This window comes from Brevibacterium sp. LAARM3_SD1 (assembly GCF_057364765.1).
This window is the reverse complement of record NZ_JBNFOL010000014.1, coordinates 68087-90308: the sequence shown is the minus strand read 5'-3', so window position 1 is coordinate 90308 and position 22222 is coordinate 68087. Positions and strand designations below refer to the sequence as shown.

General features: G+C 65.8%; 24 protein-coding genes. 6 read left to right on the top strand and 18 right to left on the bottom strand.

All coding sequences use genetic code 11. The features are described 5' to 3' along the window. Positions 1–72 precede the first annotated feature (72 nt). Positions 73–570, top strand: a complete 498-nt coding sequence (locus AC2W7L_RS10055; protein ID WP_486004343.1) for a hypothetical protein — start codon at positions 73–75, stop codon at positions 568–570. Positions 571–718: 148 nt separating this feature from the next. Here the strand turns inward: AC2W7L_RS10055 and mutM are convergent, their stop codons facing one another. From mutM to AC2W7L_RS10020, 7 genes are all read right to left on the bottom strand, one after another. Further along, a complete protein-coding gene (gene mutM / locus AC2W7L_RS10050; RefSeq protein WP_486004342.1) occupies positions 719–1633 on the bottom strand; it encodes a bifunctional DNA-formamidopyrimidine glycosylase/DNA-(apurinic or apyrimidinic site) lyase in 915 nt (304 codons plus the stop codon). Between the two features lie 94 nt (positions 1634–1727). Beyond that, positions 1728–2432 carry a ribonuclease III gene (gene rnc, locus AC2W7L_RS10045; RefSeq protein ID WP_167197498.1) on the bottom strand — a complete coding sequence of 235 codons (705 nt, stop codon included), beginning with the start codon at positions 2430–2432 and terminating at the stop codon, positions 1728–1730. Between the two features lie 4 nt (positions 2433–2436). Then, positions 2437–2640 carry a 50S ribosomal protein L32 gene (rpmF, locus tag AC2W7L_RS10040; RefSeq protein WP_025777330.1) on the bottom strand — a complete coding sequence of 68 codons (204 nt, stop codon included), beginning with the start codon at positions 2638–2640 and terminating at the stop codon, positions 2437–2439. Positions 2641–2642: 2 nt separating this feature from the next. Beyond that, a complete protein-coding gene (locus tag AC2W7L_RS10035) occupies positions 2643–3206 on the bottom strand; it encodes a YceD family protein (RefSeq protein WP_228281272.1) in 564 nt (187 codons plus the stop codon). Between the two features lie 93 nt (positions 3207–3299). Beyond that, entirely contained in the window at positions 3300–4487 is a 1188-nt protein-coding gene (locus tag AC2W7L_RS10030; protein ID WP_486004341.1) for an MFS transporter, read from the bottom strand. Between the two features lie 3 nt (positions 4488–4490). Beyond that, positions 4491–5000 carry a pantetheine-phosphate adenylyltransferase gene (gene coaD, locus AC2W7L_RS10025; RefSeq protein WP_486004340.1) on the bottom strand — a complete coding sequence of 170 codons (510 nt, stop codon included), beginning with the start codon at positions 4998–5000 and terminating at the stop codon, positions 4491–4493. Beyond that, positions 4997–5770: a GntR family transcriptional regulator gene (locus AC2W7L_RS10020; protein WP_486004339.1), complete on the bottom strand. Its 774-nt coding sequence runs from the start codon at positions 5768–5770 to the stop codon at positions 4997–4999. The genes coaD and AC2W7L_RS10020 overlap by 4 nt, the downstream gene beginning before the upstream one ends. A gap of 116 nt (positions 5771–5886) precedes the next feature. Between AC2W7L_RS10020 and ehuB the strand changes: the two genes are divergently transcribed. The 4 genes from ehuB to ehuA are packed head-to-tail and all read left to right on the top strand — an operon-like array spanning position 5887 to position 8984. Further along, positions 5887–6768: an ectoine/hydroxyectoine ABC transporter substrate-binding protein EhuB gene (gene ehuB, locus AC2W7L_RS10015; protein ID WP_486004338.1), complete on the top strand. Its 882-nt coding sequence runs from the start codon at positions 5887–5889 to the stop codon at positions 6766–6768. 20 nt (positions 6769–6788) lie between these two features. After that, positions 6789–7535, top strand: a complete 747-nt coding sequence (ehuC, locus tag AC2W7L_RS10010) for an ectoine/hydroxyectoine ABC transporter permease subunit EhuC (RefSeq protein ID WP_486004337.1) — start codon at positions 6789–6791, stop codon at positions 7533–7535. Beyond that, entirely contained in the window at positions 7535–8191 is a 657-nt protein-coding gene (gene ehuD / locus AC2W7L_RS10005) for an ectoine/hydroxyectoine ABC transporter permease subunit EhuD (protein ID WP_101544587.1), read from the top strand. Before ehuC ends, ehuD begins: the two co-directional genes overlap by 1 nt. Beyond that, the gene (gene ehuA / locus AC2W7L_RS10000) at positions 8178–8984 is read left to right on the top strand and encodes an ectoine/hydroxyectoine ABC transporter ATP-binding protein EhuA (protein ID WP_167197517.1); all 807 of its coding nucleotides are present in this window, start codon (positions 8178–8180) and stop codon (positions 8982–8984) included. The genes ehuD and ehuA overlap by 14 nt, the downstream gene beginning before the upstream one ends. Here the strand turns inward: ehuA and rsmD are convergent. The 4 genes from rsmD to thiL form a co-directional block, all read right to left on the bottom strand. Continuing rightward, a complete protein-coding gene (gene rsmD / locus AC2W7L_RS09995) occupies positions 8981–9583 on the bottom strand; it encodes a 16S rRNA (guanine(966)-N(2))-methyltransferase RsmD (RefSeq protein ID WP_486004336.1) in 603 nt (200 codons plus the stop codon). The genes ehuA and rsmD overlap by 4 nt on opposite strands. Before the next feature lie 10 nt (positions 9584–9593). After that, the gene (locus tag AC2W7L_RS09990; protein WP_486004335.1) at positions 9594–11741 is read right to left on the bottom strand and encodes an ATP-dependent DNA helicase RecG; all 2148 of its coding nucleotides are present in this window, start codon (positions 11739–11741) and stop codon (positions 9594–9596) included. Continuing rightward, on the bottom strand, positions 11738–13090 hold the full coding sequence (locus tag AC2W7L_RS09985) for a DAK2 domain-containing protein (RefSeq protein WP_486004345.1): 1353 nt from the start codon (positions 13088–13090) through the stop codon (positions 11738–11740). Before AC2W7L_RS09985 ends, AC2W7L_RS09990 begins: the two co-directional genes overlap by 4 nt. A 279-nt stretch (positions 13091–13369) precedes the next feature. Then, the gene (gene thiL, locus AC2W7L_RS09980; protein ID WP_486004334.1) at positions 13370–14377 is read right to left on the bottom strand and encodes a thiamine-phosphate kinase; all 1008 of its coding nucleotides are present in this window, start codon (positions 14375–14377) and stop codon (positions 13370–13372) included. Positions 14378–14409: 32 nt separating this feature from the next. Here thiL and AC2W7L_RS09975 point away from each other — a divergent pair, with 32 nt between their 5' ends. Next, on the top strand, positions 14410–14934 hold the full coding sequence (locus tag AC2W7L_RS09975; protein ID WP_486004333.1) for a DUF3515 domain-containing protein: 525 nt from the start codon (positions 14410–14412) through the stop codon (positions 14932–14934). A 22-nt stretch (positions 14935–14956) separates the two neighbouring features. Here the strand turns inward: AC2W7L_RS09975 and AC2W7L_RS09970 are convergent, their stop codons facing one another. The 7 genes from AC2W7L_RS09970 to leuC all read right to left on the bottom strand — a co-directional run bounded on the left by AC2W7L_RS09970 (position 14957) and on the right by leuC (position 22137). After that, entirely contained in the window at positions 14957–16072 is a 1116-nt protein-coding gene (locus AC2W7L_RS09970) for a D-alanine--D-alanine ligase family protein (RefSeq protein ID WP_486004332.1), read from the bottom strand. 93 nt (positions 16073–16165) lie between these two features. Beyond that, positions 16166–16699, bottom strand: coding sequence for a YbhB/YbcL family Raf kinase inhibitor-like protein (locus AC2W7L_RS09965; protein WP_486004331.1), 534 nt, complete (start codon positions 16697–16699; stop codon positions 16166–16168). A gap of 42 nt (positions 16700–16741) precedes the next feature. Beyond that, entirely contained in the window at positions 16742–17755 is a 1014-nt protein-coding gene (locus AC2W7L_RS09960) for an NAD(P)H-dependent glycerol-3-phosphate dehydrogenase (RefSeq protein ID WP_486004330.1), read from the bottom strand. Further along, the gene (locus AC2W7L_RS09955) at positions 17752–18519 is read right to left on the bottom strand and encodes a lysophospholipid acyltransferase family protein (RefSeq protein ID WP_486004329.1); all 768 of its coding nucleotides are present in this window, start codon (positions 18517–18519) and stop codon (positions 17752–17754) included. Before AC2W7L_RS09955 ends, AC2W7L_RS09960 begins: the two co-directional genes overlap by 4 nt. Then, entirely contained in the window at positions 18516–19832 is a 1317-nt protein-coding gene (gene murA, locus AC2W7L_RS09950; RefSeq protein ID WP_486004328.1) for a UDP-N-acetylglucosamine 1-carboxyvinyltransferase, read from the bottom strand. Before murA ends, AC2W7L_RS09955 begins: the two co-directional genes overlap by 4 nt. Positions 19833–20036: 204 nt before the next feature. Next, positions 20037–20636: a 3-isopropylmalate dehydratase small subunit gene (leuD, locus tag AC2W7L_RS09945; protein ID WP_167197550.1), complete on the bottom strand. Its 600-nt coding sequence runs from the start codon at positions 20634–20636 to the stop codon at positions 20037–20039. A gap of 16 nt (positions 20637–20652) precedes the next feature. After that, on the bottom strand, positions 20653–22137 hold the full coding sequence (leuC, locus tag AC2W7L_RS09940; protein ID WP_486004327.1) for a 3-isopropylmalate dehydratase large subunit: 1485 nt from the start codon (positions 22135–22137) through the stop codon (positions 20653–20655). Between the last annotated feature and the right edge of the window lie 85 nt (positions 22138–22222).

Sequence of the window (22222 nt, the reverse complement as noted above, 5' to 3'; positions counted from 1 at the left end):
CGGCGGCCCAGCAACCTCGCGCGAGGTTGCTGGGCCGCCGTCAGGTAGTTCTGAGGAAATGGAAGTCGACAGATGCACAGAGTGATCAGACTCGAGGGGAACATCTCGAAGTTCATCGGTTGGATGCTGGTCGTCATGGCGATACTCGCGTTCATCACGGTGATCCTCTTGGCGATCTTCGCCGATCCCATACTTCTCATCTTCCTCTTCGGCCCGGTCATCCTTCTCATCGGCGCGTGGGTGAATTTCCACATGGGTGCCCGCGCCCGGCTGGAGATCACGCCCGAGGAGTTCATCTGGTGCGGCTTCACCGGCAGACCCCGTCGGATTGCGTGGAGGGATCTCGATCGCATCCTCATCCCTGCCCCTGGTTCTCGTTATCGGCTGGCGGCGGCCGCGCGTCTCAGAGACGGTCGGATCGTCGAAATCGACTCGCTGTGGCTGTCTCCGACGAACCCCGCGAACATACTCGCGCCGCCCGACCACACCGAGGCGCAACAGGCCCTCATCGACGGCCACAAAGCCTATTTGGCAAGAATGTCAGGTCAAGACCAATTCCCCATGCGCTGATAGCAGGCCTCCTTCACCACCAGCGTCATTTCGCCCCGATGCAGCGGTGCACATAGCTGCCGGCGATGAGTGATGGCGCACTGACGGTAGAAAGCGCCGCGAAGGGGAGGAAATACTAGCAGCGGTACGGTTACTGATCCGCGGTGCGTTACCGGTACCGCGGCGGCTTCTGACAGTTCGGGCAGAGGTGAGTGCCCCGCCCGCCGACGGTGATCTTGACGATCTCCGTCCCGCAGCGCACGCATTCCTGTCCCCCGCGCCCGTAGACGAGCAGAGCCCGGTCGAAGTAACCGGATTCGCCGTTGACGTTGACGTAGAGAGCGTCGAAGCTCGTGCCGCCCACGGCCAGGGCATCGCTCATCACCTTCGTCGCGGATTCGAGAACCTCGACGAGGCGGCTCTTCCGTGTCCGCGCCGGCACCGCCAGAGGGTGGACTCCCGCCCGGAACAGTGCCTCATCGGCGTAGATGTTCCCGATCCCGCTGACGAGCGTCTGATCGAGCAACGCGGCCTTGATCGCCGTGCGCTTCTTCGCCAGGTCCGCCACGACCCGTTCCGGATCGAACGCGGGCTCGAGCGGATCGGCAGCGATATGCACCGCCGAGGCGGGGACGAGCCGACCGTAGCCGTGAACAAGAGGTTGGACGCCGATATGGCCGAAGATCCGTTGGTCGACGAAGCGCAATTCGCGTTCGCTGTCGAGGTGGAGAATCGCCCGAGTGTGCCGATGGATCTCCTCGCCGGGCGAGTGGATGCGCAGCTGGCCGCTCATGCCCAGATGCACGAGGATGCCGAGCTCGGGCCGCGGCAGCGACTGACCGGAAGAGGACTCATTCCCTTCCCCCAGGCTCAGCCACATGAACTTCCCGCGCCGTTCGGCCCGTAGGATGCGCGCCCCGGTCACGGCCGAAACGAACCCGGAGACCGCGGACGGGTCGATGCGCCGCTGGGACGTCGTGCCCAGAATTCGGGGATCGGCCACCTCGGCGCCGGTGATCGTGGTTCCGGCCGTCCATTCGTCGACGCCGCGACGAACGCTTTCGACCTCGGGAAGCTCAGGCATCAGAACATCGCCCCATCAGTCAGCAAGGAAGACCCCAGCGAAGAACCTGTCGGCGAAGACGACCTCAGCAATGGACCCACCGGCAGAGGCGAACTCAGCGCCGGTAGTCCGGGTAGATGGTGCGGATGGCTTTGACAGCCACCTCGGCGGCCGCGGCTTCGGCGGCCTTCTTCGAGGATCCGTCGCCGGCGCCCCAGTTGTTCGCACCGAGCATCGCGGTGGCGGTGAAGACCATGGCATGGTCGGGCCCGGACGAGGTGATCTCGTAGCTCACGGTGCCCAGGTCGAGGTCGGCTGCGGCCTCCTGCAGTGTGGTCTTGAAGTCCATCCCCGCGCCGAGGTTGACCGCGTCGTCGAGCATTCCGTCGATGAGGCGGTGGACGAAGGCGAAGGCCTCTTCGCGTCCGCGGGAGACGAAGGTCGCGCCGATGAGGGCCTCGACGGTGTCGGCGAGGATCGAGTCCTTGTTCCGGCCTCCGGTCAGCTCCTCACCCTTGCCCAGCAGGATGTGTTCGCCGATTCCGTGCCGGCGGGCGATCGATGCCAGCGCCCGCGTGTTGACGACCGCCGAACGCATCTTGGCCAACTGGCCTTCGGGCAGATCCGGGTTGTCGTAGAACAGCGACTCGGTGGCCACAAGGCCCAGGACGGAGTCGCCGAGGAATTCGAGGCGCTCGTTGGTGGGGATGCCACCGGCTTCGAAGGCGAATGAGCGATGAGTGAGCGCGAGACGAAAAGTCTCGGGATCAATATCGATCCCGAGACTCTTCTTCAGTGCTGCTGTGGTGTCAGTGTCCACAGTCTCAGACGTCAGCGACCTTGCGGCCCTTGTACTCGAGGTACAGCGGGGTGCCGGCTGCGTCTTCGACGACCTTGGCCTGGTGGGGGCGCGAGTACACAACGCGACCGTTCTCCACAGTCTTGACCAGGTTCGGAGCCTTGGCCTTCCACTGCGAACGACGGTGGCGGGTGTTGCTGCGCGACAATTTACGCTTCGGAACAGCCACGTCTAGCTCTCTTTCTTCTCTTCCAACAGATTCTTCAATGATGCGAACGGCGATTCGGATTCGTCCTCGTCCACCTCGAGGTCCTCCCCCAGGGTGTAGCTGAACTCCTCGCTCTCATCCCGTGAGGGATTGAACGGCAGAGCCATCACGACGGCGTCTCTGATCGCGGGCTCGAGGTCGAGCTGATCCCGGTCGATGACGTAGGAGTCCTCGTCCCCTTCGGCCTGCTCATAGACGTACATCTCCTGGATGTCCACATCTATAGGCAGCTCGATGGGTTCGAGCGTCCTCGCGTCTTCGCCGCGGGCCGTCGCCGAGACTGTCCCCGACACGTAGATCCCCTCCGACACACTCTCGAACATCAGCTCGAGCGTCAGTGGTGAACCTTCCGCAACCCCGATCACTTCGATCTTGAGATCCGCTGGAGCCGACAAGGTGGTGTTCACCCGTTCCCACTCACCCGGCTGACCGAGCAATCCCATGGATCTGAGATCATAGACGAATTCAGATCTGTTCTTCATGCCCTGTCCTCCTGGTGCGTTTGAGGATGTCGCTCCTGCGTTCACACGCGACTCACCATTCTAATCATCTTGGGCGGCCATTACCAATCGATCCGGAACCGCACCGCCAGTGTTCCTCGTCACCAACACCGTTCCTCGTCACCATCGTTCGTGATGATTGCGCCAGGTCACTCCCCCGGCGATGATGAGCAGCGCCCCGGACATCGTGAACACGATCCCGGAGCCGGCGACCACCGTGAGCGCCGAGGCGGCCGATGGGATGGCGACCTGGCTGAGTCGGTTGCCCGCCAAGCGGATCGAGAGCACCGCAGCCCGATTCTTCGCATCGGCCAGCGCGGACACCCAGGACATGGTCAGCGGCTGGGTGAGCCCGAAGCAGAACCCCGCGACCGTGAGCAGCACACCGAGCATCCACGGCTGGCTGAACACGGGGATGAGGACGACGCTGATGCCGGCCATCGCCGAGGCGGTCCACAACAGAGACAGGTCCCGCCACCTGGCCGTGAGGCTTCCGATGAAGAGCCGTGAGATCACCGAGGCAAGGGTGCGCAGTGCGAGCAGCCACGTCACCGTGGTCACCGACAGTCCGTTCTGCTGACCGATGAGCGGCAGGTAGGCGGTCATCAGGTCGACGGCGGCGAGCGTGGCCATGGACGCGAAGATCGCCGGTTTCATCCCCCGCAGCGACAGCAGCGCCCACGGCGACTGTGCGCCTTCGGCCGCGTCGGCGCGGGAGACGTGCGGAGTCCTGCCGCGGAGCATGACGATGACGGCAGCGATGAGAGTGAGCGCGGAGACCGCGGTCATGAACCACAGCGCGTTCGTGATTGCCGTATCGCCGGAGGTGGCATCGGCGACCATTCCCGCCAGGGGCAGTCCGACGGTCTGGCCGACCGAGACGCCGAGGGTGAGGTGGCCGAACTTCGAGGTCATCTGCGCCGCCGGGAAGCTCTGCGGGATGAGCGCTTGGGAGGCGACCGTGGTCAGCAGCTGCCCGACGCCGAGGCTCATCGTGGCGATGAGGAGCACGCCGAGGTTGGGCGCCAAGGCCGCGAGCGCGACGGGCAGCACCGACAGGACCGTTCCCGTCCACAGCACCGCGGTGGCGTAGCCCCGATCGACGAGGCGGCCGACGAAGAGAGCGGTGAGCAGAGGGACGAGGGAGTACACGGCCGTCATCAGGCCGAGGACGACTCCCGTTCCGCCGAGCTCGAGGGTGCGGTAGGAGATGAGAACGCGGACGCCGTTGTAAGTGGCATGCGCGAGGACGGTGTGGATGACGAGGCCTGGGAACCAGGCCCGGTTCGCTGGAGTTGCCGGGCCCATCCCTCAGCGAGCGCCGTCGTCGACGGCGGCATCGCCTTGCAGGGCCGCCAGCACCGAGGTGGGGACGAGGCCTTCGATGTCTCCGCCGCCTCCGTGGACTTCCTTGATGAGCGAGGAGGAGACGTGCTCGAATTTCGGATCGCCGGGGACGAAGATCGTCTCGAGTTCGGTCAGGTGCTTGTTCATCAGGGCCATCGGCAGTTCGTAGGCGAAGTCGGTGCCCGACCGCAGGCCCTTGACGACGGCAGGTGCGCCGATTCTGGTGCAGTAATCGACGAGGAGCCCACCGGAGACGAGGTCGATGCTGATGTTCTGCGCACCCTGTGTGCGCTCGTCGTCGGCCAGGGAACGGCGGATGAGGTCCGCGCGGACCTCCGGGTCGAAGCGACCGGACTTCGAGGGATTGTGGACGACCGCCACGACGACCTCTTCGAACATCCGAGAGCTGCGGGCGATGATATCGAGATGACCCATGGTGATCGGGTCATAGGAACCGGGGCAGACGACCTTCATGCCCTCATCGTATCGTTCGGACGCTCACGCAGCTGCAGCCACTGATCGTCGGCGGGTGTCTCGTCGTCGTGGCCTTTGACCACCTGAGCTTCGAAACCGTCTTCGGGTCCGTGCAGACGCGAGGCCGCCTCGGCCATGATCCGGGCGACGATCGCCAGCGAACGGGGTTCGTCACCGGCGGCGACGGCCTCGGCGAGTTTGCGGTGGCTGTCGATGAGGTCGCACCGCACCTCGTAGCCGCGCTGATCGGACAGCGACAGCAGCCGGGTGTGGACCATCGAGACCTTCATGAGGTCGATCAGCCGCGCCGATCCGGAGCACGCGACGATCGCGTGGTGGAAGTTGAGGTCGGCATCGCCGATCGTGCGCGCAACGTTCTCCTCGATGGCGTGTTCGAGCTCCCGCAGAGCCTGGCGAATCCGTGACATGGACCGCCCCTGCCGGACGATGAGCTTGACCGCCTGCGATTCGATCGCCTCGCGAACGGCGTAGACGTCGTCGATGTCTGCGGTGCGCATCCTCCTCACATGCACGCCCCGTCCGGGAGCATGCGTCATCACGCCTTCGCTGATGAGACGCTGCAGAGCCTCCCTCAAAGACGGTCGCGACACCTCGAGCAGCTCGGCCGTGCGCACCTCGTTGATCGACTGACCGGGCTCGAGCGAACCGGAGTAGATGGCGTTGCGGATCTGGTCGACGATGAGGTCGATCGTCGAAGCGCGGACCACTTTGCGCAGCACCGGGAGCTCGGAAGTCGGAGGATTCGTCACGGTCACGATCATATAACGTTGTCAGACAGTGTGACATTCGGACAACATGAGTATTGAATACTGTTTCAGAGACGCACGTCACCATGGTGTGCCGATGTTCGACGAAAGGGACAGCTATGAAATCCATCAAGGGACTGGCCGCCGCGACCTCGATTCTCGCGCTGACGGTCACACTGGGTGCCTGCGGCGGAAGCGACTCCGACGAGTCCGCTCTGCAGAAGGCCATCGACGAAGGAAAGATCTCTGTCGGCTTCGCCGGTGAAGCCCCGTACAGCTTCGAAGAGGGCGGCGAACTCCAAGGAGCGTCGGTCGCTCTGGCGAAAGCCGTGTTCAAGGAGCTCGGCGTCGAGGACGTCGAAGGCGTCAACACCGAGTTCGGCTCTCTCATCCCCGGCCTCAATGCCGATCGCTTCGATGCGATCTCGGCCGGCATGTCGATCCTGCCCGACCGCTGCGAACAGGCGTCCTTCGGTGACCCCGAGTTCATGTACACCACTGCCTTGATGACCAAGGAAGGCAAGCTCGACGGGATGAAGAATCTCGACGACGTCAAGGAGAAGGGCGTCAAGCTTGCCACCATGACCGGCGCCATCGAATCCGACTACGCCAAGGACCTCGGCATCAAGACCCAGCAGGTCGGCACCCCGCAGGACGGCATGGACGCCGTGACCACCGGTCGCGCCGATGTCTTCGCGCTCACCGCCATCTCGCTCAACTGGATGGCGAAGAACAGCGAGGACTCCGGTGTCGAGGTCAGCGATTCATTCGTCCAGGAGATCGACGGAGTGCCGCAGGTCGGTGCCGGTGCCACGGTCTTCCGCAGCGATGACGAGGAACTGCGCGACGAATGGAACAAGGGCCTGGAGAAGATCGTCTCCGACGAGAAGGCCTACCTCGACGTCGTCGGCGACTACGGATTCACGAAGGAAGAGCGCCCCGACGGTTCGATCACGACCGATCAGCTGTGCAAGGGCGAACTTCCCACCGCTGATTCCTGAGTCGGTTCTTCCCAAGCACCATGAATGACAATGTCACGACGTTGCTGAACTTCCTCCCACAGGTGTGGGAGGGAGTTCAGACAACCATCATCCTCACGGTCGCCGGCAGCATCGGCGCCGTCATCATCGCACTCATCCTCGGTCTGACGATGACTTCACCGAGCGCCTGGTTGCGCGTTCCGGCTCGCATCGTCGTCGAGTTCTTCCGCGGCACCTCGCTGCTCGTGCAGCTCTTCTGGCTGTTCTACGTTCTCCCGCTCCTCGGCGTCGATTTCGACCCCATGGCCTGCGGTGTCGCTGCCCTGGCCCTGAACTACGGAGCCTATTCCGCCGAGGTGGTCCGCTCGTCGATCAAGACAGTGGCGCCCGGCCAGTGGGAGGCTGCGATCGCGCTGAGCCTCTCCCCCACCCGCCGCATGATCCGCGTGATCTTCCCGCAGGCGTGGGCACTGATGATTCCGTCCTTGGCGACGCTGCTCATCCAGCTGCTCAAGGGCACGGCGGTCGTCTCCTTCATCACGCTCTCCGACCTCACCGACAAGACCGAACAGCTGCGCCAGGCGACCGGCGACACGATGTTCGCCTATTCGATCAGCCTCCTCATCTACTTCGCACTGGCGTGGCTGCTCCAGGAGTTCATGAACTTCCTCGAACGCAGGGCCACTGCCGCTCTGGGCCGCAGGCGCCCGAACTCGCGCACCGATCGTCGCGAGGCCAGGCGCACGGCCCGGGCCGATGCGGCACGCACGAAGGCAGGTGACCTCTGATGTGGAATTGGGAATTCGCCGCCGAGGCGCTGCCGATCCTGCTCCGCGGGTTCGTCAACACTCTCATCGCCACCGTCGTCGGCACCGTCATCGCCGCGATCCTCGGCCTCATCCTGGCCGTGGCCATCCGCGGCCTGCCGCGCTGGATCAACTGGCTCGTCCGCCTCATCGTGGCGTTCATCCGCAACACCCCGCTGGTCGTCCAGCTGCTGTTCGTCTACTACGCATTCGCCGACATTCCGGGTCTGGTCAATGTGCCTGCCCTCGTCATCGGCTTCATCGTCATCGGCATCCACTATTCGACGTACATGTCCGAAAGCTACCGAGCCGGAATCGACTCGGTGCCGCCGGGCCAGTTCGAGGCCGCCACTGCGCTGTCGCTGCCGCCGGTGCGCACCTTCACCGCGATCGTGCTGCCGCAGGCTCTGCGGGCGACCATTCCGTCGCTGGGCAATTACGCAGTCGCGATGTTCAAGGACACCCCATTCCTGTTCGCGATCTCCGTCGTCGAGCTCGTCACCGCGGCGAAGGAATTCGGCGGGTCGACCTTCGCCTACACGGAAGCCTTCACTCTGGCGGGAATCATCTTCCTCATCGCCAGCTACCCGACCTCACTGCTCATTCAGAGATTGGATCGACGCCTTGCCACCTACTGAGAACACCCCCACTGCACCATCCGCCTCGGCGACCCCGGCGATCGAGTTCAAAGACGTGGAGAAGAGCTTCGGGCCGACCACCGTGCTCAAGAACCTCAACTTCACGGTGGCTCCCGGCGAACGCGTCACCCTCATCGGGCCCAGCGGTTCGGGCAAGACGACGATCCTGCGCCTGGTGATGACCCTCGAGGAGCTCACCGGCGGATACATCTATGTCGACGGGAAACCGCTGACCTTCGAGGAGCGCGACGGCAAGCGCGTCGAGCTGCCGAAGAAGCGCACGCGTGAGATGACCACGCGCATCGGCATGGTCTTCCAGCAGTTCAACCTGTTCCCGAACATGACTGTGCTCGAGAACATCATCGAAGCGCCCGTCCATGTGCTCGGCAAGTCCAAGGCCGAAGCGAGCAAGGAAGCCAAGGAGCTGCTCGAACGCGTGGGCCTGGCTGACAAGGCCGATGCTCATCCGACCCGCCTCTCCGGCGGTCAGCAGCAGCGCGTGGCGATCGCCCGTGCGCTGGCGATGAGCCCGGAGATCCTCCTCCTCGACGAGGTCACCTCGGCCCTCGACCCCGAGCTTGTCGGAGACGTGCTCGGAGTGCTGCGCGATATCGCCGAGACTACGGACATCACGATGCTTCTGGTCACGCATGAGATGCAGTTCGCCCGCGATGTCTCTCACCGGGTGATGATGTTCGACGGCGGTCAGGTGCTCGAAGAGGGTCCGCCGGACCAGATCTTCAACAACCCGCAGCACGAGCGCACCCGCTCGTTCCTCTCCAGCGTGCTCTAGTCCTCCGCGGCTGCCACAGCGTCGGACTCCCCGACGAGCTGGACGAAGTGGATCGCAGTCTCGCCGAAGGTCTTCGCCCGGAAGACTTCGAGGCCCTCCGGCATCGTCGGCTCCGGCGAGCGTGCGGCGCGTTCGACGACGACGATGGACTCCATGTCCAAGTGCGTGCTCAGACGACTGAGGATCTGCGTGACCGCGTCCTCACCCAACGGGTAGGGCGGGTCCATGAACACGAGGTCGAAGACCCGTGACTCCGGGTGACTGGGTCCGGGCAGTCCGGACAGGAAGTGGAGCACATCCCCGGCGTGGACCGTCGCGGAATGGTCGAGGCCGAGCTTGTCCGCGTTGGACTCCAGCGCCCGCAGCGAGGCCAGAGAGGAATCGACGAAATCGACTTGCGCCGCGCCCCGGGACATCGCTTCGAAGCCGAGACCGCCAGAACCGGCGAAGAGGTCGAGGACGTTCGCGGCCTGCAGCACTCCGTAGCCGTCGAGCATGGAGAACAGTGACTCCTTGACCCGGTCGGACGTCGGCCGGGTGTTCGCCCCCGACGGGGAGGTCAGTCTGGCCCCTTTGTGTGCTCCGGCGATGATTCTCATGTCTGCCTCCTCAGCCTGCCTCGATGAAGTGGGCGTCGTCCTCGGGCAGGACGCGCCTGATGAAGGCCTTGAGTGCAGGCACCGCTTCAAGAGTCGGGTCGATGGCCACGATCTGCTCGGCGATCGTCTTCGCTTCGGCCACGATCTCGGAGTCGCGGAGGATCGACAGGTGCCGCAGTGAGGATCCGCCCCACTGGGACCCGCTGAGCACATCGCCTTCGCCGCGGGCATCGAGGTCATATTCGGCCAGAGTGAAACCGTCGAGCGTCTCGGCCACCGCCTGCAGCCGTCCATAGCTCGCGTCCGTCTCGCTCATCTCGGTGAGCAGGAAGCACCGGGCCGAGCTGCCGTCACGTCCGACGCGTCCGCGCAGCTGGTGCAGCTGTGCGACACCGAAGTTCTCGGCTTCGATGATGACCATCATCGTCGCCCGTGCGACGTCGACGCCGACCTCGATGACCGTCGTCGAGACGAGGATCTCGATATCGCCCCTGACGAAGTCCGCGAGCACCCGATCCTTCTCCGCGGCGGACATCCGCCCGTGCAACAGGCCGAACTTCTTGCCGGTCAGCTCCGGGGTCTCCTGCAGCTTCCGCGTGATGTCTTCGATCCCCTGCTTCTGACCGAGCACCTCCCCGGATTCCGGATCTTCGATGTCCATCGGTTCGATCCGCGGGAAGACGACGAAGACTCCCCTCCCGTCCTCGACGGTCTGCCGCATGAGCTCCCGCACCCGGGCATACCAGTTCGGTTGGTCGACGATCGGCACCACATGCGTGGCGATGTCCTTCGGGCCCGCCGGCATCTCATCGAGCGTCGAGATATCGAGGTCGGCGAAGACCGTCATCGCCACCGTGCGCGGAATCGGAGTCGCCGACATCACGAGGGTATGCGGGGTCGTCTCTCCGCCCTTGGCGCGCATCGCCTCACGCTGTTCGACACCGAAGCGGTGCTGCTCGTCGACGACGATGAGACCGAGGTCGGCGAACATCGTCGACGCCGACAGCAGCGCATGTGTGCCGACGACGATGTCGATGTTCCCGGTGACGAGGTCGAGGGCGAGTTCACGACGGTCCTTCGCAGGCATCGACCCGGTCATCAGAGCCACCGTCACCTGATCGTCGTCGGAGAGCAGCGGCGACAGCGCCATCTGTTCGTTCAGCAGGCTCTGGATGGAATGGAAATGCTGAGCGGCGAGCACCTCGGTGGGGGCGAGCATGGCGGCCTGGGCGCCGGAGTCGACCGCGGTGAGCATGGCCCGCAGTGCCACGAGGGTCTTACCGGAGCCGACGTCACCGTGCAGGAGCCGGTGCATCGGCCGATCGGCGGCCATGTCCTCGGCGATCTCCTCGCCGACCCGGACCTGGGAGGCGGTGAGAGTGAAGGGCAGGTCGTCATCGAAGCGGCGGCTCTTCGCCCCTTGGGTGAGCAGCGGTGTCGCCTTCTCCGCGGCCAGGGTCGCCTTGCGGGAGGCGAATTCGGTCTGCAGGGCGAGCGCTTCCTCCCACTTCCACCGCAACCGGGCCCGTTCGACATCCTCGATCTTCCGCGGCCGGTGCATATCCTCGAGCGCGGTGCGCAGATCCGGCAGTTCGTGGGCCTCCCGCAGCCCTTTCGGCAGCGGGTCGTCGAACTCTTCGTCTCCGGCGACGGTGAGCAGGGTCTTGATCGAACTCCACAGCCGGGACTGAGCGATGCCTTTGACGGCGGGGTAGATGGGGAACGGGGAATTGAGGTCCTCGGGAGTCCATTCGTGGTCATCCTCGGTGCGGTTGAGCCACACCGGCGACGCCAGGGTCAGCTGCCCGCGGAACGATTCGACCTTGCCGCCGAAGACGACGGTCAGCCCCGGCTTCAGCGACTTCTCCAACCAGTACTGGTTGAAGAACGCGATCTTCATCGACTGCTTCCCGTCGTGGACGATGACCTCGGTGATGGTGCCTTTCCGCTGCTTCATCCGCCGCGTCTCCACCCGGATGACTTCGGCCTGGATGATGGCGGTCTCTCCCAGAGGCAGTTCGCCGAGTTCCGTGCGCTCCCCGGGCACGAGGTAGCGCCGGGGGAAGAAACGCAACAGGTCGGTGACCGTATACACCCCGCGTTTGGAGAGGTGAGTGCGGTCGGCCTTGCGGAAGTTGTCTTCGAGCCGGGTCGTCATTCGACCCCCATGATCACGAGCACCCCGGGGTCTCTGGCATCGATGTCCTGGAAGTGGACGGTCCCATGCGACTTCTGGATCCAGTCCCGCAGATGGTCGAGCACCTCCGGTGCGCAGTCGGGTCCGTGGACGACGGTGAGCAGCTCTCCCCCGGCCCCGAGCAGCCGATCGGCGAGCTTCTCGACCAAGGTCCGCAGCTCCGTGCTCTGAGTCTTCGCTCTGCCCTCGATGAATACGCGGTAGAACTGCGCCGGATGAGCCGCCACAGCCGTGCCCAGACCAGAGCCCGTGCCCTGCCCCGAACCTGCACCAGCAGCCGCACGGCCTTCCCCGTCCTCGTGGACGACGGGCAGCATCCCTGTCGGCGGGTCGGAGGCGAGCTGATCGGCCGAGTAGATCGTGCCCACCCTGGTGCCCGCGGCCGCTTCGGTCATGTCCGCAAAGATCTCCCCCGCCGGTGCGAAGGGATCGTAGACGGCCAGGGCCGAGAGCAGGGTGGCGACGTTGCGGGAGCGCACGACATGCGCGCCCAGCCCGGTCAGGGACTTCAGCGCCGAGGTGGAGCTGGGGATGACGATGACCGCCCGGTCCTCGGCGGCGATGAGTTCGGACATCGTCTCGAACAGGTCCCCCACCTCCGGGGTCAGCGCCGTGGCACCGTTGAGCGCGCTGTGCATGAGCAGTCCCGTGCCCTTGACCAGGGCGATGAGCTTCGTCTCGCCCTCCTCCTCGTGCATGCGCAGGTCTTCCATATCGAGCCGGGCGATCCCAAACTCGCCGAGGCGGTCGATGACGGTCGCGGCGGTCGCTTCGTCGGCGACGTGGACGTGGACCTTGGCCGCGTTGATGACGATGGAGGTCCCGCCGAGGCGGTCGAGTTCGTCGCCGAGCGAGTCGGTGGGTTCGGTGGCGAGGACGGCGACGATCTCGAGTTCGTCGGCGGTGGCTTCGTGGATGATCTTCGGTGCGCGGGCCACCTCGGCGAGCATCGAATCCTGCGGTGTGCGGCCGGTGACGGTGGCGTAGAGGAGGTCGAAGAGTTCGACGATTCCCGTCGATCCGGCGTCGACGACCTCGGCCTCGCGCAGCACCGTGAGCTGTCCGGTGGTCTCACGCAGGGCGGATCGGGAGCGTTCCCGCACGGCCGCGATGACCTCGAGCAGGTCTGCTCCGTCGTCGGCGCGCTCACGGGCTTCGGTGGCCATGGCGTCGAGGACGGTGAGCATGGTGCCGTCGACGGGACGGGCGACGGCGGCCCGGGCACGGTCGGACGCGGTCTCCAGGGCGGTGGCCATCGCGTCGGCGGTGGCGACGGTGACTCCGGCCAGGGCATCGGCGACTCCCTGCAGGGCGACGGCGAGGATGAGTCCGGAGTTGCCGCGGGCGCGCGTCCGGCTCCGGCGGCGAGTGCCGCGATGACGTGCGGGAGGGTGACCGGTCCGGTGAGCTCTTCGACGGCGAGGTAGGCGGCACGCAGGGTGTGGTACATGTTCGTGCCGGTGTCGCCGTCGGGGACGGGGAAGACGTTGAGCTCGTCGATCTCGGTGCGCTCCTTGCGCAGCCGGTCGACGGCGCGGCGGGCCCAGCGTGCGGCCAGACGACCGTTGAGGCTGATGGCGTTGCTCATGTCACTTCCCGAAATGGCTGAAACCGCTCGCCGGCACGGGTGTGCCGTCGAGGCTGACATCGTGTCCGGTGCGGACCCGTCCGATTCTCCGCCAGCCTACTCCAGGGGACTGACGCGACGGCGCAGACGCGGCGAAACCGTGGTCCTCTCCCCCGTCCAGGACCCAGGACAGGGCCAGATCCTCCGCTGTCGCAGCCGTCCCATTCGCTGCCCGCGCATCGAGCACGAATTCGGCCGCCGGCAGCAGCGGGTCGATGAGGTCGGCCAGCAGAGCCCTATCGAGCTCGATGCCCACCCCCGAGGCGGTCGCCACCCGGGCGAGGTCGAGGCTGAGTCCGTCGGAGACGTCGATCATCGCAGACGCCCCGATCACACGCAGTGCACCGTAGTCCGGCCGTGGGGCCAATTGAGTCTCGATGAGGGGACGCAGTTCCGGGCCGGCGGTCTCGCGTCGCAATCCGGCGAAGAGCAGGTCGAGTCCGGCGGCTGCCCGTCCGACCGTCCCGGCCAGATAGAGCGAATCCCCGGGCTGGGCGCCGGAGCGCAGAATCGCGGAACCCTCCGGCACCGTTCCGAGTGCGGTGATGGCGATGACGATGAGTTTGGATGACGACAGATCGCCCCCGATGATCGGCACCGTGCATTCCAGCGCGGCACCTGCCCGCTCGGCTTCGTCGAAGAGCCCGGAGTACAGCGCTTCGAGGTCGGCGATATCCGTGTCATCCGGTATGGCCAGGGACACGAGCAGTCCGTGCGGGACCGCGCCCATGGCGCAGACATCGGCAAGATTCTGGGCCGCGGCCTTGCGCCCGAGCAGCTCCCAGTCCAACCAGTCGCGGGTGAAGTCCTCGTTCTCCACAAGCATGTCCGCGGTCGAGACGAGTCGGCCCTCCGGTGCGGTCACCGCCGCATCGTCTCCGGGTCCGACGATCACGTGCGCGGGCTCGGGGTTGCGGGTGAGCACGCGGGAGACGATGTGTGACTCGCCAAGTTCGGACAGTCGGGTCATGGCTCCAGGTTATCGGGAGATACGGTAGTCCTATGAGATCTCGCCCTGCTTCGACGCGCCGTTCTCCGCGTCCCGCGCACCGTCGTCGTTCTCTCACCATCGTCGCCCTGGCCGCGGTGGTCACGGGTCTCGCGGTGACCGGATGTTCGCGCACCGTCATCGTCGAACCGGCCAAGGACGCGGCGGATCCGAAGTGTGCCGACATCATGCTCACCCTGCCCGATGAGATCTCGGGCCAGAAGGCGCGCACCACCTCGTCGCAGGGCACGAAGGCCTGGGGAGATCCCAACGTCGCGGTGCTGCGCTGCGGAGTCACTCCTCCCGGCCCGACGACGGATCAGTGCGTGAGCGTGTCCGGGGTGGATTGGATCTCGAAGCCGGCAGAAGACGACGATTCGACGTGGAAATTCACCAGCTACGGACGCACACCGGCCGTCGAAGTGCTGGTCAACCGCAAGGCTGAGTCCGGCAACGACGTGCTCGCCGCAATCTCACCGGCTCTGTCGAAGCTCCCACCGGAGAACGAGTGCGTCGGCGCCGAGGACATCGCCGGCTAGAGCCTGCCCGCGACGCCCCAGCTCACTTCGCGCGGGCGTGATCGATCAGGGCGATCGAGATGAGTTCGCCGATGAGTTCGGAGTACTCGAGTCCCGACTGCGCCCACATGAATGGGTACGCCGAGGTGGGGGTGAACCCGGGCAGGGTGTTGAGTTCGTTGACGACGACGTCCCCAGAATCCGTGACGAAGGTGTCGACGCGGGCGAGCCCGGTGCAGTCGAAGAGACGGAACACCGAGGCGGCCAACTCCTGAACCCGGGCTGTCACCGTCTCGTCGAGGTCGGCAGGACAGGTGACCTCCGCGGCGGCGAGGTCCAGGTACTTGGCGTCGAAATCGTAGAAGGAGTGGTCTCCGCTCACCCGGATCTCCCCCGGCTTGGACACGCGCAGATCCGTGTCAACGACGGAGCCGAGCACGGCGCATTCGACCTCACGACCGCTGACCTCGGGTTCGACGATGACCTTGGAGTCGTGCTCGAAGGCGCCGAGCAGGCCGGCTTCGAGGTCGGCCGCCTCGGCGACGCGGCTGACTCCCATGGACGATCCGGCACGGGCAGGTTTGACGAACACGGGCAGGCCGAGCGCGGCCACTCGCCTCTCCGCCTCCGCGCGGTCCGCGGCCCACATCGTCTCGGTCACGAGCTCCCACGGGCAGGTGGGGATTCCGGCCTGGGCCATGAGTGACTTCGTGTAGTGCTTGTCCATGCTCGCGGCCGACGAGAACACTCCGGAGCCGACGAAGGCGGTGCTGCTGAGTTCGAACAGTCCCTGCAGGGTTCCGTCCTCACCGAAGCGTCCGTGCAGGAGCGGGAAGAACACGTCGACCGAACCCAGTTCGGTGTAGTTGCCCTCGGCGTCGCGGTGCAGCAGCGGTGCCCCGTCGGCGGAGACCGGTGGGATCACCTCGGTGCCGTTGTCGGTGACTTCGGGCATGGCCTGCGGATCGAAGCGCATGCTCGCCCAGTCGTCGACGACCCGCCATACGCCGGTCTTCGTGATGCCGATCGGCAGGACGTCGAAGGCAGTGGTGTCGATGGCACCGATCACTCCGGCCGCCGTGACGCAGCTGACGGAGTGCTCGCTCGAACGGCCTCCGAAGAGGAATGCGACAAGGGGCCGGTGATCGTTGTCTGCCATGAGTTTCCTTGCTGAAGTGGTACTCCCGCGAACTGGGGTCGGACGCGGGGTGCGCACACCGGTTCAGGTGTGCGCGGACTGAAAGACTTTAGCTCACTTGGCCTCGAACGTGCATTCCAGCCACGCCCGTCCGATGCCCTTGAAGAACATGTTGAAGCCGGCGAAGGCCGGTGATGCGGATTCGTCGATGCCCAGCGGTTCGGCCAGGGCGGTGACGATGAAGAAGTAGCGGTGCGGTCCATGGCCCTCCGGTGGGGCGGCTCCGACGAAGCGGGGTTCGCCGGCATCGTTGCGCAGAGTCACGGATCCGCCGGGCAGGAGGTCGGCGGCCGGGTCACCGGCGTTGGTCTCCAGGCTCGTCACGGAGGCGCCGAGGTCGGTGACGACCCAGTGCCAGAAGCCCGAACCCGTCGGTGCGTCGGGGTCGTAGCAGGTCACGGCGAAGGCCTTGGTCTCCTCGGGGAATCCGGACCAGGACAGCTGTGGGGAGACGTCCTCACCGCCGGGCACGCCCATGGCACCGGAGAGCTGGGGGCCGGTGAGCACCCCACCGTCTTCGATGTCGGTGCTGGTCAGCGTGAAGGTCGGAAGTTCGGGAAGGTTGAAGAACGGTGAGTTGGCGCTCATGTGTGCTCCTAATTTTCCAGCGGGTGGCCTGAGTCGTTCGGCTCAGGCCGGTGGTCCTTCGTGCTTACGTTTCCGAGACAACAGCAATCCGGCGAGTTCGTCAACCTGCAGTTTTCCGCCCAGCACCGCGCAGACCGCCTCGGTGATGGGCAGGTCGACGCCGTTGCGGCGGCCCAGGGCCAGGACGGCGGGAGCGGACTTCACGCCTTCGGCAGTCTGGGAGGTGTGGGCGATGACGTCCTCGAGGCTCATCCCCTCACCGAGGTGGCGCCCGAAGGTGCGATTGCGCGACAGGGGTGAGGCGCAGGTCGCCACGAGGTCGCCGAGTCCGGCGAGCCCGGACAGAGTGTGTGCTTCGGCGCCCATCGCCGCGGCCAGACGAGATGTTTCGGCGAGCCCGCGGGTGATGATCGAGGCCTTCGAGTTGTCGCCGAGCTTCTGTCCGTCGGCGATGCCCACGGACAGGGCGATGATGTTCTTGATCGCACCGCCGATCTCGACGCCGACGACGTCGGTGTTCGTATACGGGCGGAAGTAGGCGTTCGCGCTGATCTCCGCGACCACCTCGGCGGTGGTGATGTCGGAGGACGCGACGACGGTGGCGGTGGGCTGCCGGTCGGCGATCTCGCGGGCGAGGTTCGGGCCGGAGACGACGGCGATCTGGGATTCGTCGACCTCGGCGACCTCGGCGATGACCTCGGACATGCGTTTGCCGGTGTCGACCTCGATGCCCTTCATCAGGCTCACGAGCTTCACTCCGCGCTTCAGGTGCGGCTTCCACCGGGTGAGGTTCTCGCGCAGGGTCTGGGCGGGGACGGCGAGGACGATGACATCGGCATCGGTGACGGCGGCGATGTCGTCGTCGGTGGAGCTCAGCCTCTCGGGCAGGGTGCGCTCACCCAGGTAGCGCTCATTGGTGTGGGTGGAGTTGATCTCGTCGGCGACCTCGGGGCGGCGGGCCCACAGGGTGACGGGGAATCCGGCATCGGCGATGACAGCGGCATAGGTGGTTCCCCACGATCCGGCTCCGAGGACGGTGATCTTGTCGACGCTCATTCGCCTGACTCCTTGCTCGTGAAACGCTGCGGCAGTTCGCGTTCGGACAGTTCGGCCACCATCGCCGCCACGGTGTTCTTCACACGCTGGGAGAGGTCTCCCATAGTCTTCTTCTCATCCCGGTGATCCCACAGGTCCGAATAGTCGACGGCGGGACCGAAGGCCACGACGCAGTCGTGGCTGAAGGGGCGGAAGCGCACCTTCTTCTGCCCGCGGGGATAGATCGTGTTCAGTCCCCAGTGGGCGACGGGGATGATCGGGGCTCCGGTCTCCAGCGCGAGCCGGGCGGTGCCGGTCTTGAAGTGCTGGGGCCAGAAGTCGGGGTCCTTCGTCAGCGTGCCCTCGGGGTAGATGACGACTGTCTGGCCGTTCGCCAGGGCGTCCTTCGCGTATTCGAGGGAGTCTCCGGCCGAGGCGGAGGCTCGCAGCACGGGGATCTGCCCGATGATCTTGAGGATCTTGCCGAGCACCCCGGTGAACAGCGTCGACTTCGCGAGGAAGTGCGGCATCCGGCCGTTGCGCTTGAGCGCCAGACCGACGAGGATCGGGTCGAGGTGGTTGGCGTGGTAGGCGGCGACGATCATACCCGTGCCGGCCGGCGGCAGGTTCTCGACGCCCCGTATGCTCATCTTCGTGGCCGTGCGCATGAGTCCGAAAGCCGCCGTGGCCGCGACGGTGCCTGCGCGGTTCTGGGAACGAACCGCTGCGGGGTCGAAGGAGACGAGATCGTGGTCGTTCGCCTCCGGTTCGGTCACCCGGCTCATGCAGAGACCTCGGCACCGAGACCGGTGAGCTTGTCGAGGAAGTTCTCGTAGCCGCGGTTGATGAGTTCGATGCCGTGGACCTCGCTCGTGCCCTGAGCGGCCAAGGCGGCGATGAGGTGGCTGAAGCCGCCGCGCAGATCGGGAACGTCGATGCGGGTGCCCTTGAGGTCGGTGGGTCCGGAGATGACGGCCGAGTGCTGGTAGTTCCGCCGGCCGAAGCGGCAGGGAGTGCCGCCGAGGCATTCGCGGTAGAGCTGGATCTGCGCACCCATATCGCGCAGGGCGTCGGTGAAGCCGAACCGGTTCTCATACACGGTCTCGTGGATGATCGACAGCCCTTCGGCCTGAGTCATCGCGACGACCAGCGGCTGCTGCCAGTCGGTCATGAAGCCTGGATGCACGTCGGTCTCGAGGGCAAAGGACCGGAGTTTGCCGCCAGGGTGGCGGAAGCGGATGCCGGACTCCTGCACATCGAATTCGCCGCCGATCTTGCGGAAGACGTTGAGGAAGGTGATGAGCTCAGGCTGGCTGGCGCCTTCGACGAAGATGTCTCCGCCGGTGGCCAGAGCCGCCGAGGCCCAGGACGCGGTCTCATTGCGGTCGGGCAGGGCGCGGTGGATGAACCCGCGGAGGGTGTCGACACCTTCGATGCGCACCACACGGTCGGTGTCGACGGTGATGATCGCGCCCATCTTCTGCAGCAGAGCGATGAGATCCATGATCTCGGGCTCGATGGCCGCGCCCCGCAACTCGGTGACGCCTTCGGCGCGCACCGCGGTCAGCAGCACCTGTTCGGTGGCTCCGACGGAGGGATAGGGCAGTTCGACCTTGGTGCCCTGCAGGCGGCTGTGGGCCTTGAGCATGATGCCGCCGGGGGTCTTATCGACCTCGGCTCCGAACTTGCGGAGCACATCGAGGTGGAAGTTGATGGGGCGGTCGCCGATATGGCAGCCGCCGAGGTCGGGGATGAATGCCTGACCGAGGCTGTGCAGCAGCGGGCCGCAGAAGAGGATCGGGATACGGGAGGAACCGGCATGGGCATCGATGTCGACGATGGACCCCGAAGCCACATCGGCCGGATCGAGGTGGAGTTCACCGTCGGTCAGGTCACCGTCGGGACCGGAGGTGACACGCACTCCGTGGAGTTCGAGGAGTCCGGTGACGATCTCGACGTCGCGGATCTGGGGCACGCCGCGCAGCACGGACGGGGTCTCACCGAGCAGAGAGGCCACCATCGCCTTGGGCACCAGATTCTTGGCGCCGCGGACTCGGACGGTGCCGTCCAGCGGATTTCCCCCACGTACTTCGAGCATGTTCCTCCCTGATTCCGATGATCGGATCCGGGCAGGATTCCACCCGGAGACGGTGCCCGCTGATTGCCGCGGGCACCGTCCTAGACTAACCCAGCCGACGGTCTCCCACCCATTCGCCGAGGTGGCCCCGAGGTCGCGTTCGAGCGTTTCGGTGGGCCGCCTCGGGGGAGGTCGGATCGTGGCGCTGGGTTGCCGCGGTGAGGGTCAGACCTTAGCGGGCAGGGTCGTGGGTTTGAAGGCGAAGCGGGAGGATTCGTAGGCGACGATCTCGTCTTCCTTGGCCAGGGTGAGGCTGATGTCGTCGTGGCCTTCGAGGAGGCGCCAGCGCGTGTAGTCGTCGATCTGGAAGGATACGGTGACGGTGTCGCACGTCACGGTCTTCTCATTGAGATCCACGGTGATCGAGGTGCCGGGGTGGTTCTCGAGGATCTTCCAGATGAGTTCGATGTCGGCCTGTTCCAGCTGGGCGGCCAGCAGGCCCTCCTTGCCCGAGTTGCCGCGGAAGATATCGCCGAAGCGCGAGGACAGGACGACGCGGAAGCCGTAGTCCTTGAGCGCCCAGACGGCGTGTTCGCGGGAGGATCCGGTGCCGAAGTCGGGGCCGGCGACGAGGACGGAGCCGTTCGCGAAGTCGGGGTCGTTGAGGACGAAGTCGTCGTTCGACCGCCAGCGGTAGAACAGGGCGTCCTCGAAGCCGGTGCGGGTGACGCGCTTGAGGAACTTCGCGGGGATGATCTGGTCGGTGTCGATGTTGGATCGGCGCAGAGGAACGCCGGTGCCGGTGTGGGTGGTGAAAGCTTCCATGGCTCGTCCTCCTTCTTCAGTCGTTCGCCGAGACGGGTGTCAGGTTCAGGGACAGGCGGTTGTCGGCCCATTCCACGGGTTCGGCATCCCGCGGCAGGTCGGCGACGTCGCCCGGTGAGGACAGGGTGCCGCGCACCGCGGTGGCTGCAGCCACGAGCGGGGACACGAGGTGGGTGCGTCCGCCCTTGCCCTGGCGGCCTTCGAAGTTGCGGTTCGAGGTCGAGGCGCAGCGTTCGCCTTCTGCCAGCTGGTCCGGATTCATCCCTAAGCACATCGAGCAGCCGGCGAAGCGCCATTCGCCGCCGAAGTCCTTGAAGATGACGTCGAGGCCCTCTTCTTCGGCCTGGAGGCGGACCTTCGCGGAGCCGGGGACGACCATGAAGCGGACGTTGTCGGCCTTCTTCCGTCCACGGACCACCTCGGCGGCGGCCCGAAGGTCTTCGATCCGGGAGTTCGTGCAGGAGCCGAGGAAGACGGTGTCGACTTCGATCTCGCGCAGCGGCGTGCCCGGGGTCAGGCCCATATAGGCCAGCGCGTTGGCCGCGGCGGCTTTGTCGTTCTCGTCGGTGAAGTCGTCGGGGCTGGGTACGCTTGCCGACAGCGGCAGGCCCTGGCCGGGGTTCGTGCCCCAGGTGACGAAGGGTTCGATGTCTTCGGCCTTGAGCACGACCTCGGCGTCGAATTCCGCGCCTTCGTCGGTGTAGAGGGTCTTCCAGTACTCGACGGCGGCGTCCCAGTCAGCGCCCTCGGGGGCGTGCGGGCGGCCCTTGACGTATTCGAAGGTCGTCTCATCGGGGGCGACCATTCCGGCGCGGGCGCCGGCTTCGATCGACATGTTGCAGATCGTCATCCGGGCTTCCATCGACAGCTGGCGGATGGCCGAACCGCGGTATTCGAGGACGTAGCCCTGTCCCCCGCCGGTGCCGATCTTCGCGATGATGGCGAGGATGATGTCCTTGGCGCTCGAGCCCTCGGGCAGGTCGCCGTCGACGGTGATCGACATCGTCTTGAAGGGCTTGAGGCTCAGTGTCTGCGTGGCGAGCACGTGTTCGACCTCGGAGGTGCCGATGCCGAAGGCGAGCGCTCCGAAGGCACCGTGGGTGGAGGTGTGCGAGTCGCCGCAGACGACGGTGGTGCCCGGCTGGGTCAGGCCCAGCTGCGGTCCCACGACGTGGACGATGCCCTGGTCGGCGTCGCCGAGGCTGTGCAGGCGGATGCCGAATTCCTCGGCGTTCTTGCGCAGGGTGTTGATCTGCGTGGCCGAAGTGGGTTCGGCGATCGGCTTGTCGATGTCCCAGGTCGGGGTGTTGTGGTCCTCGGTGGCGATGGTGAGGTCGGGGCGACGCACGGGGCGCCCGGCGAGTCGGAGTCCGTCGAAGGCCTGCGGGCTGGTCACCTCGTGGACGAGGTGCAGGTCGATGTAGATAAGGTCCGGCGCACCGTCAACACCTCGTGAGACGACGTGATCGGCCCAGACCTTCTCGGCCAATGTGCGTGGCATGGTTCCTCCCGCCGGTGCAGGGATCTCTGCACCCGATGTAGACCTGACGGGCCGAGGTACGACCGCGTCGATGAACTGCTGAGTG

What these genes read in the sequence shown, in the direction of transcription:
- AC2W7L_RS09955 (WP_486004329.1), bottom strand. Translation starts at nt 18,519, where the DNA reads ATGAGCCGGGTGACCGAACCGGAGGCGAACGACCACGATCTCGTCTCC.
- ehuB (WP_486004338.1), top strand. Translation starts at nt 5,887, where the DNA reads ATGAAATCCATCAAGGGACTGGCCGCCGCGACCTCGATTCTCGCGCTG.
- thiL (WP_486004334.1), bottom strand. Translation starts at nt 14,377, where the DNA reads ATGACCCGACTGTCCGAACTTGGCGAGTCACACATCGTCTCCCGCGTG.
- coaD (WP_486004340.1), bottom strand. Translation starts at nt 5,000, where the DNA reads ATGAAGGTCGTCTGCCCCGGTTCCTATGACCCGATCACCATGGGTCAT.
- leuC (WP_486004327.1), bottom strand. Translation starts at nt 22,137, where the DNA reads ATGCCACGCACATTGGCCGAGAAGGTCTGGGCCGATCACGTCGTCTCA.
- ehuC (WP_486004337.1), top strand. Translation starts at nt 6,789, where the DNA reads ATGAATGACAATGTCACGACGTTGCTGAACTTCCTCCCACAGGTGTGG.
- rsmD (WP_486004336.1), bottom strand. Translation starts at nt 9,583, where the DNA reads ATGAGAATCATCGCCGGAGCACACAAAGGGGCCAGACTGACCTCCCCG.
- AC2W7L_RS10030 (WP_486004341.1), bottom strand. Translation starts at nt 4,487, where the DNA reads ATGGGCCCGGCAACTCCAGCGAACCGGGCCTGGTTCCCAGGCCTCGTC.
- AC2W7L_RS09965 (WP_486004331.1), bottom strand. Translation starts at nt 16,699, where the DNA reads ATGAGCGCCAACTCACCGTTCTTCAACCTTCCCGAACTTCCGACCTTC.
- murA (WP_486004328.1), bottom strand. Translation starts at nt 19,832, where the DNA reads ATGCTCGAAGTACGTGGGGGAAATCCGCTGGACGGCACCGTCCGAGTC.
- AC2W7L_RS09990 (WP_486004335.1), bottom strand. Translation starts at nt 11,741, where the DNA reads ATGACGACCCGGCTCGAAGACAACTTCCGCAAGGCCGACCGCACTCAC.
- mutM (WP_486004342.1), bottom strand. Translation starts at nt 1,633, where the DNA reads ATGCCTGAGCTTCCCGAGGTCGAAAGCGTTCGTCGCGGCGTCGACGAA.
- AC2W7L_RS09970 (WP_486004332.1), bottom strand. Translation starts at nt 16,072, where the DNA reads ATGGCAGACAACGATCACCGGCCCCTTGTCGCATTCCTCTTCGGAGGC.
- AC2W7L_RS09975 (WP_486004333.1), top strand. Translation starts at nt 14,410, where the DNA reads ATGAGATCTCGCCCTGCTTCGACGCGCCGTTCTCCGCGTCCCGCGCAC.
- ehuD (WP_101544587.1), top strand. Translation starts at nt 7,535, where the DNA reads ATGTGGAATTGGGAATTCGCCGCCGAGGCGCTGCCGATCCTGCTCCGC.
- AC2W7L_RS09960 (WP_486004330.1), bottom strand. Translation starts at nt 17,755, where the DNA reads ATGAGCGTCGACAAGATCACCGTCCTCGGAGCCGGATCGTGGGGAACC.
- leuD (WP_167197550.1), bottom strand. Translation starts at nt 20,636, where the DNA reads ATGGAAGCTTTCACCACCCACACCGGCACCGGCGTTCCTCTGCGCCGA.
- AC2W7L_RS10055 (WP_486004343.1), top strand. Translation starts at nt 73, where the DNA reads ATGCACAGAGTGATCAGACTCGAGGGGAACATCTCGAAGTTCATCGGT.